Raw genomic sequence first — 14,376 nt, 5'->3', positions numbered from 1 at the left:
CGCCCCCCTTCGTGAGTGAGCGGGATCAGACCTGGCCGGCCTTCTCCAGGGCGGTGCAGCAGGTGTCGACGATGAGGCGCGTCACGACGTACGGGTCGACGTTCGCGTTAGGGCGGCGGTCCTCGATGTAACCCTTGCCGTCCTTCTCGACCTGCCACGGGATGCGGACCGAGGCACCGCGGTCGGAGACGCCGTAGCTGTACTCGTTCCACGGGGCGGTCTCGTGCAGGCCCGTCAGACGGTCGTCGATGCCGGCGCCGTAGTTCTTGACGTGGTCCATCGGCTTGGAACCCTCGCCGAGCGACTCGCACGCGGTGATGATCGCGTCGTAGCCCTCGCGCATCGCCTTGGTGGAGAAGTTGGTGTGCGCGCCCGCGCCGTTCCAGTCGCCCTTCACCGGCTTCGGGTCCAGCGTCGCGGAGACGCCGAAGTCCTCGGCGGTGCGGTAGAGCAGCCAGCGGGCGACCCACAGCTGGTCCGAGACCTCGAGCGGCGACAGCGGGCCGACCTGGAACTCCCACTGACCGGGCATGACCTCGGCGTTGATGCCGGAGATGCCGAGACCCGCCTTGAGGCAGTTGTCCAGGTGTGCCTCGACGACGTCACGGCCGAAGATCTCGTCCGCGCCGACACCGCAGTAGTAGCCGCCCTGCGCGGCCGGGAAGCCGCCCTCGGGGAAGCCGAGCGGGCGCGAACCCTTGAAGAAGGTGTACTCCTGCTCGATGCCGAAGATCGACTCCTGGGCGGCGAACTTCTCCGCGACCTCGGCCAGCGCGGCACGGGTGTTGGACTCGTGCGGCGTCATGTCGATGTTGAGGACCTCGCACATGACGAGGATGTCGTCGCCACCGCGGATCGGGTCCGGGAAGCTGGCCACGGGCTTGAGTACGCGGTCCGAGGCGTGCCCCTCGGCCTGGTTCGTCGAGGAGCCGTCGAAGCCCCAGATCGGCAGCTCAGCACCCTTGGCGTCGTCGGCCAGGATCTTCGTCTTGGAACGGAGCTTGGCCGTCGGCTCGGTGCCGTCGATCCAGATGTACTCAGCCTTGAAGCTCACGGGCCACATCCTTCGGGGTGGGTCTTGAGTCGCACTTGCGGGTGCTGCGGCGCTGCGGCACTGGGGCGCCGCTGGGGATGCCCGGCAGCCTGTCAACCAGCGATTTCCCGATCATTGCCCGAATGTGAACCCCGTGTTACCTGGGCTGTGTGTGCCCGGTCTCACACCGCCCGCCCCGCTGCCGCCGTCGGCGTGCGGGCGTTCGCGACCGCGATCGGCCGGCCCGTCGCCCGCCCGGTCCCGCAGGTCCGGGGGAGAACGCCGGGCGGACGGCTCGTATGCGATGCGCGTGGGAGCGGTACGGGGGATGTGGTCCCGTTCCGCCCCGGTTGCCTGCCCATGCGAAGGCCCTGCCGCTTCCGATCCGGGGGAATCGGCGACGGCAGGGCCTTCGACCCGTTCTGCCCGTTACCCGACCTTCTCGATGCGGGCCTTGCGGATCAGGAACTTGCCCGGTTCCCGGACCTGCTCGAAGGCCGCGTTGTTCAGCAGGACGCAGCTGCCGGAGACCGAGGTGACCTCGACGGTCGTGGACTTGTTGTTGTCCAGGTTGGTGACCTTCAGCTTCGTCCCGGCCGGGAACTGGTTGCTGGACGCGGCCGGCGCGCCGCCCTCGCCGGAGAGCGTGACGGTCGAACCGTTGCAGACCTGCTGGCCGGTGGCGGCGCCACCGCCGGCGTTGTTCGCGGGGGCGGACTGCGCCGGAGCCGAGGGAGCGGGCGCGGCCTGCGCCGGTGCGGACTGCGCCGGCTGCTGCGGGGCGGTCTGGGAGTCCTGAGCCGATTCCCCGACCGCGCAGTTGGACGCTTCCTGCTGAACCTTGATCTGCGCGATGACGGCCTCGCGGTTGGCGATCCGTGCCTCCGACTGCGCGTCGGGGGCGGCCCGCTGACCCTCGATGAACTTCTGGTTGTTGCCGAGCGCGGTGGCCAGACCCGCGCAGACCGTCGAGGACTGCGCGTTCTGCACCGACGCCGCGTTCGAGGTGGCGGCCAGGGCGAAGGCCCCACCGCCGGCCACGGTCACCGCGCTGACCAGCAGAGCGATCTTCTTCTTGGTGCTGAGAGTTCTCCTACGCGACATGCGCGCCTCCAGAGCGAGGGGGAGGGAGCGTTACGCCGCTATGTACGAGATACCGAACGGAGTTACTCAACGGTTTCGGCAATCACTTAAGTAACCTGAATCACACGGGAGTTGAGCGGCGCGGACACCGGCCGTCCCGGCCCGTTACCGGGACAGGGCGTCGCGCACCGCCTCGTCCGTGCGGCCCACCACCGCGGTCCCGTCCTCCGCCGTGATGATCGGCCGCTGGATGAGCTTCGGGTGCTCGGACAGCGCCTTGATCCACCGGTCCCGTGAACCGGCGTCCCGCGCCCACTCCTTGAGCCCCAGCTCCTTGGCGTCGGCCTCCTGGGTCCGCGTGATGTCCCACGGTTCGAGGCCCAGGCGGTCGAGGACGCCGCGGATCTCGTCCTCGCTCGGCACGTCCTCCAGGTAGCGGCGGACGGTGTAGTCGGCGCCCTCGGCGTCGAGCAGGCTGATCGCGCTGCGGCACTTCGAACAGGCCGGATTGATCCAGATCTCCATGCCGCACACGTTACGGGAGACACCTTCGTGTTCTGGTGTCACGGCGCTCTCAAAGCGCTTGTGGCCAGCGGCTTTTGTCAGTGCCCGGCGGTAGAATAGAAGCAGTGTTCGAGGGTGTCGCCGGGGGGTCCGGACGGCACCCTGACCGCGACAGGAGGATGCCTGTGCCCGCTGCCGCACTGAAGCCGCTGCCCACTCAGTCCACATCCAAGAGGGCGGTCCTGCTGGACCTGCCGTACGAGCCCGTGCCGAAGCGCCCGCTGCCGCCGGGGCGCCCCCGCGACTGGTATGTCACGCACAACCGCCGGCTGAAGGCGATGCGACTCGCCATCGCCCTGCTCGACTCCGGCGTGTACGTGCCGAACCAGGCCCGCAACGAGAAGATCCGCAGCACCGCGGAAGTCATCGGCGTCCACCCGCCGTCGGACACCACGTGTCACATGGTGCGTGCGCTGATGAGGTACGCGCGCTGAGGAGTCGAGCGAGCTGATCACCGGTGCCGGGTGGCTCCCGCCCCGAGGCGGGGTCACCCGGTACCGCCGGTCACCCGGTACCGCCGGTCACCCGGTACCGCCGGTCACCCGGTACCGCCGGTCACCCGGTACCGCCGGTCACCCGGTACCGCCGGTCACCCGGTACCGCCGGTCACCCGGTACCGCCGGTCACCCGGTACCGCCGGTCACCCGGTACCGCCGGTCACCCGGTACCGCCGGTCACCCGGTACCGCCGGTCACCCGGTACCGCCGGTCACCCGGTACCGCCGGTCACCCGGTACCGCCGGTCACCCGGTACCGCCGGTCACCCGGTACCGCCGGTCACCCGGCACTCGTACCGGTTGTCGCACGGGAACCGTGGCGGTCTCGCTCGGTGCTCACTCGGCTGACAACTCCCGCTCCAGGGGCGTCCGGAAGCGCGGAGTGACCCGGGTCCGTCCCACCCACGCCTGAAGACGCTCGGCCTCCGCGGAGATCGCGGCCCGTGCCTCGCTGCCGACACCCCCGGTGTCCAGCAGCCGCCAGACCATCTCGCCGTCGGGCCGCTGCGCCCACCCCCCGACGACCCGGCCGTCCCACCACACCGTCGGCCCGACGTTGCCGCTGCGGTCGAAGAGGGCGGGCTGCAGGGACGGGTCGAGATACCAGTCCCGCTCCTGCCGGCTCATGGGCGTCGGATCGAGGCCGGGCAGCAGGGCGGCCCACGGTGCCTCCGGCCCCGCGACCGGGCCCTCGTCACCGGCCGCCACGTACCCCGTGAGCCCGTCGTCGAGCGAGACGGCCACCGCCCCGATCGCGGCCAGTGTCCGCCGTACGTCGGTGACCTTCCAGCCCGTCCACCACTTCAGGTCGGCCTCCGTGGCGGGCCCGCACGCCGTGAGCCAGCGGCCCAGCAGCTCGGACCGCGCCTCGGCGGGCGGGAGGTGCGGATGCGGTGGCGCGACCGCCCAGCGGAACTGGCTCGACGTCCACGAACCGAGCGGGCGCCCGCGCACGACCCGGCCCTCGACGCCCAGCACCCGCATCAGCCGGGACGAAACCGGCTGCGGACTCTCGTAACTCTTCCCGGCCCCGTAGAGGAACTGCTCCTTCAACCGCGGCTCGTCCCCGGTGAGTTCGTTCACCGTGGCCTGTCCGCGCCGGGCCAGCGCGGCGAGCGCGGACGCCTCGACCTCCGTGAGCCACTCCTCGGTCAGCCGTCCGTCGCTTCCGCGGACCATGTCCTTGACCAGCCCCGCCCGGGCCTTCGCGGCGATGTCGAGCCCGGTCGAGGCGTGCACCACGGCGGCCAGGCCGGTGGGGAACACGAACACGGTGTGCCGCATGCCGTGCATCCGTACGAGCGTCCGGTCCTCGTACAGCGCCCGGTCGACCTGCGCCACCGTCTCCCCGCCGTCCGTGAGACGCGCGCCCACCGCCAGGTACACCGTCGCCGGGTCGGTGCCGTGCAGCGCCACCAAGGAGTCCGCGACCTCCTCGGGGGTCGCCGCCCGCGCGGAGCCCGCGAGCCGCTGCCGCAGCCCGAGCCGTGCCCGTCGCTCCGCCACCCCGATGTGCCGCGGCTTCCCCGTCACGTCGCCTCCGTCCCGTCGGCTCGCACTCCCTGCTCCCCATCCTCTCGAACGCCCGCCCGTCACCGCGCGGGACTCACCCGTTCGCCGTAGCCGGGCATGCGGCGGCCCTGCCCGCGGCCTTGACTGGGGCCACCGCGAGGAAGCGGGATCCGGAGGCGCACCAGGACCACATGGGGAGAGACGATGCATCAGAGGAACGGCATACGAGGACCGGTCCGCCTGATCCTGGCCGTGGCCGTGGTGGCGGCCCTGGCCGCGCAGCTGACCGCCTGTTCGGACGACAGCAGCCCCTCCGACACCGCGTCCAAGGCGGCGTCCGCCGCTTCCAAGGCCGCCTCCGCCGTCTCCCAGGCCGCGTCCGCCGCCACCGAGGCCGGTGACGCCCTCGCCTCCGCGACCGCCGAGGCCGGCAAGAAGTTCGACGAGTTCAAGAACGGCGCGGACGCCAAGGGCGAGGTGAAGCTCGGAGGCGACGCGAGCCCCGACTCCGACGGGCGCGTGAGCGTGAAGGTGACCGCCACCAACCCCACGTCCTCGGCGAAGTCCTACGTCGTCCAGGTCGACTTCCGCGACCAGAGCGGCAACCTCCTCGACACGACCGTCGTGACGGTGGACGACGTCGCGGGGGGCGCTTCCAAGGACGCCACCGCCCGCAGCAACCGATCCCTCACCGGCGACGTCAAGACCGCTGTCGCCCGCGCCGTGAGGCACTGACGGATGCTCCGGAACAGTGTCACGGCCACCTCGGCCGACCGGGCCGCCCGGGGCCGCGCGGCACGCAAGCGCGTCACCCGTTCCGCGCACGGAACCTGGATCCCCGCCGCCGACCGCCCCGATCCGGTCGGCCTCCTGCAACAACAGGGCAGGGACCGGCTTCCGGAACTCCTGCCGATCCGGTACGCGCGGATGGCGGCGTCACCGCTCGCGTTCCTGCGCGGGGCCGCCGCCGTCATGGCCGCCGACCTCGCCGCACAGCCGCACACCGGGCTCACCGTCCAGCTCTGCGGAGACGCCCACCTGCTGAACTTCGGCCTGTACGCCTCCCCGGAACGCTCCCTCCTCTTCGACCTCAACGACTTCGACGAGACCTTCCCCGGACCCTTCGAGTGGGACGTCAAACGGCTCGCGGCCAGCGTCGCGGTCGCGGCCCGTGAGAACGGGCACAAGGAGGAGCACGTCTTCGGCGCGGCACGGGCCGCGGCCGGGCAGTACCGCGAGTCGATGCGACGGCTGGCCCGGCAGGGCGAGCTGACCGTCTGGTACGAGCACATCGACGCCGATCTGCTGCTGCCGCTGGTCCGCTCCGGCCGCCGGCGCCGACGCGTCGAGGCGACCCTCACCCGGGCCCGCCGCCGCACCAGCCTGCAGGCGCTCGGCAAACTCACCGAGATCGTCGACGGACGCCGCCGCATCGTCCACGACCCGCCCCTGCTGGAACCGGCCGGCAGCCTCGACACGGCCTCGCTCCGCAAGATCTTCAGCGACTACCGCTCCACGCTCCCCGAGGAACGCCGACTCCTCCTCGACCGCTACCGGTTCGTCGACGCCGCCCGAAAGGTCGTCGGTGTGGGCAGCGTCGGCACCCGCTGCTTCATCGTGCTGCTCGCCGGACGGGACGCCGACGACCCGCTGTTCCTGCAGATCAAGCAGGCGGGACGGTCCGTACTCGAAGAGCATCTGCCCATCGGCCCGTACGTCCATCCCGGGCGCCGCGTCGTCGCGGGGCAGCGGCTGATGCAGGCCGCCGGCGACATCTTCCTTGGCTGGACGACCGGCCCCGAGGGGCGGGCGTTCTACTGGCGCCAACTGCACGACATGAAGGGGTCCGCGGACATCGCCGGCATGAACCCGGGCGAACTGCGCACCTACGCCCGGCTGTGCGGAACGGCCCTGGCCCGCGCGCACGCCCGTTCCGGCGACCGCATCGCGATCGCCGCGTATCTCGGCGGCGCCGACACCTTCGACCGTGCCGTCGCGGCCTTCGCGCTGCGCTACGCGGACCGCAACGCCGCCGACCACGCGGCACTGGGCGCGGCGGTGATCGCGGGCGTGGTCCGGGCGGCCCCGGGCGTGTGACACCTGCCGGTGCCGGCCGTCCGGAGCCGGATGCGGGACCCCGGGACCGCGCCGGCCTCCGCGCCCCGCGGAGCCGGGGGCGGCGCGCGGCCGTTCAGACCCCGGCCGCCGCCCTCCGCACTGGGTCGCCGAGTCCGGCGAGGACGAGGTCCACGAGCCGCCGCCGGTCCTCGGCGTGGTCGCGGAACCAGAGGCCCAGCATGTGCTCCGCGTCGGGCAGTTCGAAGCGGGTGAAGCGGGCACGCGCGGTGAGCGCGTCCGCGACGGCCTCCGTCACCGCGGGCGGGATGACCGTGTCCGTGCCGGGTACGGCGAGCACCGCCCGGCCCCCGTACGCCCGCAGGACGTCGAGCGCGGGAGCCCGCCGCCAGCTGTCCGGCGTACGGATGATCCGGCTGAAGCGGCTGTCCGCCGCTCCCGCGCCGTCGTGCCGGGCGGCCGGCTCCTCGTCCTCGAACGGAACCGGCCAGGCCTCGGCGCCGTACACCGCCGGTGCGCACAGTACGAGCGCCACCGCGCGATCCCCGTAGTGCCGGGCGAGATCGGCCACCGTCTGGCCGCTCATGCTGAACCCGACGAGGATCAGCGGGGCGCCCGCCGGAACCGTCGCGTCGATGACCGACACGGCCTGCTCGAAACGCCGCCGAAGGCTCAACTCGCCCAGCTTGCCGGTGCTTTCACCGTGCCCGGAGAAGTCGAAGGCGAGCCCCGAGCAGCCGCGGGCCGCGAAGTCGTCGAGCAGCGGGAGCAGTCGCTCCTTGCTGCCGTTGCCCGCGCCGTGCAGAAGGACGGCGGTGGCCGCCCCGTCACCTCCGCCGCTCCCGCTGACGCAGCTCAGTCGTTCGCCGTCGTGGTCGTGTGTGAAGGGAGAGAGCATCTCCCCATTCACTCATGATTCACTCATGCCGATCACGCGGTAACTCGCCTTCCGGGAAACGGGCTTGACGCGAAACGGCCGGCTCAGGAGGAGACTGGAGCGCCGCCGGAGTCCGGCTTGGTGGTGCTGATCGTCGGCGAAGCGGCCGTGGCACCCGCTTCCTTTGCGGTTGTGGCACCCGCTTCCGCTGCGGCCGTGGTGCCCGCTTCCGCTGTGGCCGTGGTGCCGGTCTCCGGCGCCGGGGTGGTGGCGCCCGCCTTCGCCTGTGCCGCCGCGACCGCGTCGCGCAGCGCGTCCTCCTGCTCCTGGCTCAGCGACGTCTGCACCAACTGGCCGCCGAACTCGGCGATCTGGGGGATCACCTTGTCCCCGGCCGCCTGCTTGACCAGGACGAACAGCGCGGCGGCGCCCGGCCGCAGATTCTGGCTCAGATCCTTCATGAAGTTGTCGTTGATCCCGGTGTCCGTGACCGCGCCACCGGCGGCACCGGCCGCGGCGCCCACCGCCGCGCCGAGCAGCGGCGCCAGGAAGAGCAGCCCGATGACGCCGCCCCACAGCGCGCCACCGGCCGCACCGACGGCCGTGTGGCTGACCGCCTGGTGCAGCTTGATCCTGCCGTCCTCGCTCCGCTCGACGACGACCGCGTCCTCCAGCTCGACGAGGTGCTGCTTCGACAGATCGAACAGTTTGGCGCGCACCTGGTTGGCGGTGGCGACATCGTTGTACGCGACGACGAACAGATTGCTCATGAGGGGCACCCCTTATGTCGATTTCGTTCGACTTTATAGCGATATCGGACGGGGTGCAGTCGGGAGAAATCCAGATGCGTACGGGTGACCACGCTCCCTACGCTGAAGGCGTGTTCCGGAGCAGCAGAGCACCGCTTTCCGCCGGACAGGCATCAGTTCGCGGTCGCGGGGCTACTCTCTACGCACCGACGGACGGCCGCCACCCCCAGCGCCTCGTCGGCACATCCAGAAGCCGTCAAGGCCTTCACTCACGCATACAAGGAGTCCCGTCATGGGCACCTTGATCTTCTCCGCGACCGTGATCCTGGTCGTCATGGGTTTCTCCAACCACACCCTCTGGCTCGCGGCGATCGTCCTGCTCTTCCTGTACGTCCGCTACGGCCGTACCGGGGGAGGCACGTTCACCGCTGGATCCGCGGGCCCCGCCGGATCCACGGGGTCCGCCCCGCAAGGCTCCGCCGGCTCCGCGGGCCGCACGGACTCCAGCTACCGGGCGTACCGCGACCGTCGTGACCGCCAGGCCAAGTGGGAGCGCCGCTACCGGCGCGAACGCCCGCTGGAGGCGCGCCGCCAGGAACGCCAGTAGTAGCCCCGACGCGCCGGGGCCTCACAGCCCCGGCGCGCCCCAGATCGGGAACCAGCGGGCGAGATCCTGCTCGATCCGCAGATCGTCGACGAGCACCGTGGCACTCACCGCCACCGAGGTCGGATGCTCGGTGTCACTACGGTCACGGTGGTCGTTCCTTCGTAGGGGGCCGCAGAGCGCCACGTCGGTAGTCTCCGAGGGCATGGCTCCGGCTGCTGTGGGACCTGCGCACCACGGCGCGCGGTCAGCAAGGACACCGCTTCTTGTAGCTGCTCGGGTGTGAAGCCCGACTGGATGACGGCCTCGATGAGCACGTCCGGAAGGCCTTGGGGCTTCGGTGGCAAAGACTCACCCCCTCTCCTGCCCAGGGTGGAGTCGTCCTGCTACACCTTCAGACGCTCCGGGACGAACAGCTCGAAGGAATTCCGGCGGCAGAGAAACTGGACGCCATTCTTCCGCATCAACCTCTCCAGTTCGGGCACTTCAGCCGACTCCCAGAGCTGCCGCCAGGTCTGCCCGAGGCTGCGGTACTCCCATCTGTCACCGGTCGGTTCCTCGTGCAGGAATTCGTACTCGGCGTTCAGTTTGTCGAGCATCCTTTCGGCCTGGGGGCGCGTCAGGGCCGTTCCGTAGCGTCGGCCGGGTTCCATGTCCGTCATGATGACGGACACCAGTTCCTCGATCTCGCGCATACGGGTCCCGTGGCCTTCGACTACGACGTAGATCCGCTCTTCCGCCTCGATGTCACCGAACCGTTCCATCAGGTGATGCTCGAAAGTGGCCAGCAGGCGGCCCGGCTCCCAAGACGCCTGATCCTCGCAGCCGTACCGAGTCCTCCCGCCCACCGTGCGAGGGCTGACGCATCGGAATTTCGGATACTCCTTTCGGCCGTTCTTCGTCTCCCTGCGAGACACGTGCAAGCGCATCTTTCCCCTGCAGTACCCGCAGAGAACGACGTCCAGGAAAGGGGTTACGTTGATGGGAGGGGAGACCGGGAATGAGCGCTCGCTGAGGTGGGCCTGAATTGTCTTCCACTCCTCGTCGGTAAAGATCGGTTCCGCCATGCGGATCTTGCTGCCGTTTTCCTTGATGATGGGGACGGTCTCGTAGTACTTCTTCCCGGAGACGGGACGGCTCTCCATCTTCCATCCCATCAGGGCTTCGCTCTTGAGCATCTTGCGGATGCCGGCCGCTGTCCACGCGTACTCGCGTCCTGAGTCGGCGATGCGTCTGGACGGACGTGTGCCCCGTGGAGTCGGCTCCTTTCGACTGTTCAGAGCATTGGCGATCTCGGCGGCAGTCTCCGGTGAGTCCTTGGCGAGGAGACGCTTCGCGATCTCGCGAATGACGTCGACCTGTCGGGGATTCTGGCGAAGGTGAGCAGCCCCGTCCTCCCCCCTGCAGACCTCGAAGCCGTACGCAGGCATACCTCCCGGCCAGCGCTGCTGCTCCCGAATGCTCTCTCGGAAGCTCTTGACGCGTAGGGACGTGTTACCGGCCTCCATCTCCGCAAGGACGGAGAAGAGAGAGATGATCACGTGCTGGAAGGGGCCGGTCATGTCGAAGATCGGTTCAGTGACCGAGGCGAAGGTCTTCTTCCCGTGGCCATCCGCCCAACGGAGCATGTCCTGCATGTCCGTGACTTTGCGAATGAAGCGGTCCAGCTTCCAGAACAGGATGAGGTCGAATTCCGGGGCGCGTTCCTTGAGCCAATGTCCTAGTTCGGCTCGATCCATCGGGTGTTGTTTTGTCGCCGAGACGTGTGCGTCTCGCGCTGTACCGACCTCAACCCAGTTGAGCCCATGGGAGACCTTCTCGGTGATGTATGCGCGGGCGTCCGCGAGTTGCCGTTCAAGGCTGGTGGATTCGTCGGTCAGGTAGCTGATTCGCAGTGATACGAGCACCCTGACGGGTTTCCGCCGCCCGAAGGGGTCTGCGGCTGAGCCGATTGCCGTGTCGAACGTGGTCACGGCGAAGAACCTACGTGCCTACTTCGCCGGTACAAGGCTTTCTTGTATCTGTAGACACTTTCGGGTGACTGTTCAGTCGATCAGTCCCGGCGCGTCCCAGAGCGGGAACCAGCGCGTCTTGTCCTTCTCGATGCGTAGGTCGTTCTCCAGTTGGGCGGCTACCTGGAACTCCAGAGAGTTGTCGCGTTTATGCTGACCGGGGAGTGTACACAGAGGATAGAACGAACCACGTTTGTAGAGGTAGACGAGGCCCAGGCGCCGTTGTCCGCTGTCCCTGAAACCCACCACGGAACAGAGCAGCTGGGGTCCGAAGCCGGAGCCCTCCAGGGCGCTGTTGACCGCGTGCAGATCGCTCACCAGCGCCGGCAGGTCCTCGGGTGTGCGGCGGGAGACGAGCCACGAGTACCCGTACTCGTCCCGGCCGACTTCCACCGGCGGACCCGTCCGACCGGTGTCCGCGTCGAGCAGGGCCTGTGCCTCCCGGTGCGCCTCGGCGAATGCCGCGCCCTCGGCGGACGCGAAGCACACCGCGCCCGTGCCGGTCGGGGTGAACCCGGCCGCCGCCTGGAGGGTCACGGCCGCCGACGGCAGTCCGAAGAGCTGGTCGAGGTCCGGTGCGGCCGGTTTGCTGCGGCCGAGCAGGATGTCCAGGAACCCCATACGGTCAGCCGGCCTCTCCGGGGGACGGGGCGATCGCTCCCGGCGCCGCGGGCTCGCCCAGCTCGGCGGAGATGCGGGCCAGTTGTTCGAGCCGCTGCTCCAGGCTCGGGTGGGTCGAGAAGAGGTTGGCGAGGCCCGGCTGGGCGCCGAGCGCGGGCGTGAAGTAGAAGGCGTTGAACGCCTGCGCGGTCCTCAGGTCCTTCGTCGGAATCCGGCCGATGTCCCCGGTCACCTTGGTCAGCGCCGACGCCAGTGCCGAGGGGCGGCCGGTGAGCAGGGCCGCGGCACGGTCGGCGGCCAGCTCGCGGTACCGGGAGAGCGCCCTGATCAGCAGGAAGCTGATGGCGTACACCGCCGCGGACACCGCCATCACCACGGTGAAGAGGGCCACGGTGTTCTGGTCCTTCTGGCCCCGGCCGCCGAAGAGCTGCGAGTAGAACGCGAACCGCACGATCAGTCCGGCGAGGACCCCGAGGAACGACGCCACGGTGATCACGGCGACGTCCTTGTGCGCCACGTGCGACAGCTCGTGCGCGAGGACGCCCTCGAGCTCGTCGGGCTCCAGACGGCGCAGCAGCCCCGTGGTCACGCAGAGGACGGCGTGATCGGCGTTGCGCCCCGTGGCGAACGCGTTCGGCATGTCGAGGTCCGACACGGCGACCAGCGGCTTGGGCATGTCGGCCACGGCGCACAGCCGGTCGACCACGCCGTGCAGCTGGGGATACTCCTCCCGCTCCACGATCCGCCCGTGCATGGCGTACAGCGCGATCCGGTCCGAGAACCAGTACTGCGCGACGAGCAGGCCGCCCGCGATCACCACGACGAGCACCCACGACTTCAGCAACACGATCAACGCGGCGACGAAGGCCACGTACAGCAAACCGAGCAGGAACAGCGTGACCGTCATCCGCACGGTCAGCCGCCGATCGCTCCGGAACCGGCTCTGCATCTGGTATCACCCCGCAGTCAGGCACTCGTCCCGCTCTCCATTGTGCGCCCGGGGTCCCCCATGAACAGGTGCCGATAGGCCCCGCTATGGGCAAAGAACTCCCCGGGAAGGGGGCGGCCGGAAAGGCCGGAAAGGGACGCCGTCGGGGAGAAACACGCCGGCCGTGCCCCTCCCGGAGGAAGGGCACGGCCGGTGGTGTGCGGCTGGAGCGACGGGCTTACACGTCGAAGTACAGCTCGAACTCGTGCGGGTGCGGACGCAGCTGGAGCGGCGCGATCTCGTTCGTGCGCTTGTAGTCGATCCACGTCTCGATCAGGTCGGACGTGAAGACGTCGCCCGCGAGCAGGAACTCGTGGTCGGCCTCGAGGCGGTCGAGGACGGCCGGGAGCGAGGTCGGGACCTGGGCGACGCCCGCGTGCTCCTCGGGAGCCAGCTCGTACAGGTCCTTGTCGATCGGCTCGGCCGGCTCGATCTTGTTCTTGACGCCGTCCAGGCCGGCCATCAGCAGGGCCGCGAACGCCAGGTACGGGTTGCCGGAGGAGTCGGGCGCGCGGAACTCGACCCGCTTGGCCTTCGGGTTCGAGCCCGTGATCGGGATACGCATGGCAGCGGAGCGGTTGCGCTGCGAGTACACCAGGTTGACCGGGGCCTCGAAGCCGGGGACCAGACGGTGGTACGAGTTCACCGTCGGGTTGGTGAAGGCCAGCAGCGACGGGGCGTGCTTGAGGATGCCGCCGATGTAGTAGCGGGCCATGTCCGACAGGCCCGCGTAACCGGTCTCGTCGTAGAACAGCGGGGAGCCGTTGCTCCACAGCGACTGGTGCACGTGCATGCCCGAGCCGTTGTCGCCGAAGATCGGCTTCGGCATGAAGGTCGCGGTCTTGCCGTTGCGCCAGGCGACGTTCTTCACGATGTACTTGAAGAGCTGGAGGTCGTCGGCCGCGGCGAGCAGCGTGTTGAACTTGTAGTTGATCTCGGCCTGGCCGGCGGTGCCCACCTCGTGGTGCTGGCGCTCGACCTGGAGGCCGGACGCGGCCAGCTCCAGGGAGATCTCGGCACGGAGGTCGGCGAAGTGGTCGACCGGCGGGGTCGGGAAGTAGCCGCCCTTGTAGCGGACCTTGTAACCGCGGTTGTCCTCGAGCGCACCGGTGTTCCAGGCGCCGGCCTCGGAGTCGATGTGGTAGAAGGACTCGTTCTCGGCGGTCTTGAAGCGCACGCTGTCGAAGACGTAGAACTCCGCCTCGGGACCGAAGTACGCGGTGTCGGCGATACCGGTCGACGCGAGGTAGGCCTCGGCCTTCTTGGCCACGTTGCGCGGGTCACGGGAGTACTGCTCGCCCGTGATCGGGTCGTGGATGAAGAAGTTGATGTTGACCGTCTTGTCGCGGCGGAAGGGGTCGACGCGCGCGGTGGACAGGTCGGCGCGGAGCGCCATGTCGGACTCGTGGATGGCCTGGAAGCCGCGGATGGAGGAGCCGTCGAACGCGAGCTCCTCGGCCGGGTCGAAGGCCTCGGCCGGAATCGTGAAGTGCTGCATCACGCCCGGCAGGTCGCAGAAGCGGACGTCGACGAACTTGACGTCCTCGTCCGCGATGTACTTCTTGGCCTCGTCGGCGTTCTGGAACATCCAGCTCCTCCTACTCCCGCCCACAGTGGACCGGGGTGGTAGTTCGTTCGTGCGGCCAGTGCGGTGGCACACGCTGGAGCCGACCATAGGGACGGGGGATTTCTCAAGCGTGACCCATTTGTTTCACCCAAGTTAACCGACTCGGGTCGGCCGGGCCCCTCCTGTCCGTATGG

The 14,376-nt window shown here is 69.5% G+C and carries 15 protein-coding genes; 4 read left to right on the top strand and 11 right to left on the bottom strand.

What is annotated here, in order from left to right:
• Window positions 1-25: 25 nt before the first annotated feature.
• The 3 genes from glnII to OG788_RS14785 form a co-directional block, all read right to left on the bottom strand.
• Window positions 26-1,054, bottom strand: a complete 1,029-nt coding sequence (glnII, locus tag OG788_RS14795; RefSeq protein WP_351539837.1) for a glutamine synthetase — start codon at window positions 1,052-1,054, stop codon at window positions 26-28.
• Between the two features lie 408 nt (window positions 1,055-1,462).
• Window positions 1,463-2,137 carry a hypothetical protein gene (locus OG788_RS14790; protein ID WP_356755481.1) on the bottom strand — a complete coding sequence of 225 codons (675 nt, stop codon included), beginning with the start codon at window positions 2,135-2,137 and terminating at the stop codon, window positions 1,463-1,465.
• 144 nt (window positions 2,138-2,281) lie between these two features.
• Window positions 2,282-2,641: an arsenate reductase family protein gene (locus tag OG788_RS14785; RefSeq protein ID WP_266757947.1), complete on the bottom strand. Its 360-nt coding sequence runs from the start codon at window positions 2,639-2,641 to the stop codon at window positions 2,282-2,284.
• Between the two features lie 164 nt (window positions 2,642-2,805).
• Between OG788_RS14785 and OG788_RS14780 the strand changes: the two genes are divergently transcribed.
• The gene (locus OG788_RS14780; RefSeq protein ID WP_351539845.1) at window positions 2,806-3,114 is read left to right on the top strand and encodes a hypothetical protein; all 309 of its coding nucleotides are present in this window, start codon (window positions 2,806-2,808) and stop codon (window positions 3,112-3,114) included.
• Between the two features lie 398 nt (window positions 3,115-3,512).
• Here OG788_RS14780 and OG788_RS14775 read toward each other — a convergent pair whose 3' ends face one another.
• Window positions 3,513-4,709: a winged helix DNA-binding domain-containing protein gene (locus OG788_RS14775; RefSeq protein ID WP_406371227.1), complete on the bottom strand. Its 1,197-nt coding sequence runs from the start codon at window positions 4,707-4,709 to the stop codon at window positions 3,513-3,515.
• Between the two features lie 183 nt (window positions 4,710-4,892).
• On the opposite strand from OG788_RS14775, the gene OG788_RS14770 reads away from it, so the two are divergent.
• Both OG788_RS14770 and OG788_RS14765 read left to right on the top strand, forming a co-directional pair.
• Window positions 4,893-5,423 carry a hypothetical protein gene (locus OG788_RS14770; RefSeq protein WP_406371225.1) on the top strand — a complete coding sequence of 177 codons (531 nt, stop codon included), beginning with the start codon at window positions 4,893-4,895 and terminating at the stop codon, window positions 5,421-5,423.
• A gap of 3 nt (window positions 5,424-5,426) precedes the next feature.
• Window positions 5,427-6,785: a DUF2252 domain-containing protein gene (locus tag OG788_RS14765; RefSeq protein ID WP_406371223.1), complete on the top strand. Its 1,359-nt coding sequence runs from the start codon at window positions 5,427-5,429 to the stop codon at window positions 6,783-6,785.
• A gap of 94 nt (window positions 6,786-6,879) precedes the next feature.
• Here the strand turns inward: OG788_RS14765 and OG788_RS14760 are convergent, their stop codons facing one another.
• Window positions 6,880-7,662 (bottom strand): alpha/beta hydrolase, encoded by a 783-nt coding sequence (locus tag OG788_RS14760; RefSeq protein WP_406371221.1) that lies wholly within the window; start codon window positions 7,660-7,662, stop codon window positions 6,880-6,882.
• A gap of 83 nt (window positions 7,663-7,745) precedes the next feature.
• Window positions 7,746-8,411, bottom strand: a complete 666-nt coding sequence (locus tag OG788_RS14755) for a DUF1269 domain-containing protein (protein ID WP_406371219.1) — start codon at window positions 8,409-8,411, stop codon at window positions 7,746-7,748.
• Between the two features lie 271 nt (window positions 8,412-8,682).
• On the opposite strand from OG788_RS14755, the gene OG788_RS14750 reads away from it, so the two are divergent.
• Window positions 8,683-8,997 (top strand): hypothetical protein, encoded by a 315-nt coding sequence (locus OG788_RS14750; protein WP_356755467.1) that lies wholly within the window; start codon window positions 8,683-8,685, stop codon window positions 8,995-8,997.
• 21 nt (window positions 8,998-9,018) lie between these two features.
• Here OG788_RS14750 and OG788_RS14745 read toward each other — a convergent pair whose 3' ends face one another.
• The 5 genes from OG788_RS14745 to glnA all read right to left on the bottom strand — a co-directional run bounded on the left by OG788_RS14745 (window position 9,019) and on the right by glnA (window position 14,203).
• Complete coding sequence (locus OG788_RS14745) at window positions 9,019-9,201, bottom strand: hypothetical protein (RefSeq protein ID WP_406371217.1); 183 nt, start codon at window positions 9,199-9,201, stop codon at window positions 9,019-9,021.
• A 179-nt stretch (window positions 9,202-9,380) separates the two neighbouring features.
• The gene (locus OG788_RS14740; RefSeq protein WP_406371215.1) at window positions 9,381-10,967 is read right to left on the bottom strand and encodes a recombinase family protein; all 1,587 of its coding nucleotides are present in this window, start codon (window positions 10,965-10,967) and stop codon (window positions 9,381-9,383) included.
• Window positions 10,968-11,039: 72 nt separating this feature from the next.
• Complete coding sequence (locus tag OG788_RS14735; RefSeq protein WP_406371214.1) at window positions 11,040-11,627, bottom strand: hypothetical protein; 588 nt, start codon at window positions 11,625-11,627, stop codon at window positions 11,040-11,042.
• A gap of 4 nt (window positions 11,628-11,631) precedes the next feature.
• The gene (gene htpX / locus OG788_RS14730) at window positions 11,632-12,576 is read right to left on the bottom strand and encodes a zinc metalloprotease HtpX (RefSeq protein WP_406371212.1); all 945 of its coding nucleotides are present in this window, start codon (window positions 12,574-12,576) and stop codon (window positions 11,632-11,634) included.
• A gap of 217 nt (window positions 12,577-12,793) precedes the next feature.
• Window positions 12,794-14,203: a type I glutamate--ammonia ligase gene (glnA, locus tag OG788_RS14725; RefSeq protein WP_351553678.1), complete on the bottom strand. Its 1,410-nt coding sequence runs from the start codon at window positions 14,201-14,203 to the stop codon at window positions 12,794-12,796.
• Between the last annotated feature and the right edge of the window lie 173 nt (window positions 14,204-14,376).

The sequence above is a fragment of the Streptomyces sp. NBC_00647 genome (assembly GCF_045207245.1).
Classification (GTDB): Bacteria; Actinomycetota; Actinomycetes; order Streptomycetales; family Streptomycetaceae; genus Streptomyces.
This window is presented reverse-complemented; position numbering and strand designations above follow the sequence as displayed.

What these genes read in the sequence shown, in the direction of transcription:
- OG788_RS14770 (WP_406371225.1), top strand. Translation starts at nt 4,893, where the DNA reads ATGCATCAGAGGAACGGCATACGAGGACCGGTCCGCCTGATCCTGGCC.
- OG788_RS14760 (WP_406371221.1), bottom strand. Translation starts at nt 7,662, where the DNA reads ATGCTCTCTCCCTTCACACACGACCACGACGGCGAACGACTGAGCTGC.
- OG788_RS14785 (WP_266757947.1), bottom strand. Translation starts at nt 2,641, where the DNA reads ATGGAGATCTGGATCAATCCGGCCTGTTCGAAGTGCCGCAGCGCGATC.
- OG788_RS14790 (WP_356755481.1), bottom strand. Translation starts at nt 2,137, where the DNA reads ATGTCGCGTAGGAGAACTCTCAGCACCAAGAAGAAGATCGCTCTGCTG.
- OG788_RS14735 (WP_406371214.1), bottom strand. Translation starts at nt 11,627, where the DNA reads ATGGGGTTCCTGGACATCCTGCTCGGCCGCAGCAAACCGGCCGCACCG.
- OG788_RS14765 (WP_406371223.1), top strand. Translation starts at nt 5,427, where the DNA reads ATGCTCCGGAACAGTGTCACGGCCACCTCGGCCGACCGGGCCGCCCGG.
- OG788_RS14755 (WP_406371219.1), bottom strand. Translation starts at nt 8,411, where the DNA reads ATGAGCAATCTGTTCGTCGTCGCGTACAACGATGTCGCCACCGCCAAC.
- htpX (WP_406371212.1), bottom strand. Translation starts at nt 12,576, where the DNA reads ATGCAGAGCCGGTTCCGGAGCGATCGGCGGCTGACCGTGCGGATGACG.
- OG788_RS14745 (WP_406371217.1), bottom strand. Translation starts at nt 9,201, where the DNA reads ATGCCCTCGGAGACTACCGACGTGGCGCTCTGCGGCCCCCTACGAAGG.
- OG788_RS14750 (WP_356755467.1), top strand. Translation starts at nt 8,683, where the DNA reads ATGGGCACCTTGATCTTCTCCGCGACCGTGATCCTGGTCGTCATGGGT.
- glnA (WP_351553678.1), bottom strand. Translation starts at nt 14,203, where the DNA reads ATGTTCCAGAACGCCGACGAGGCCAAGAAGTACATCGCGGACGAGGAC.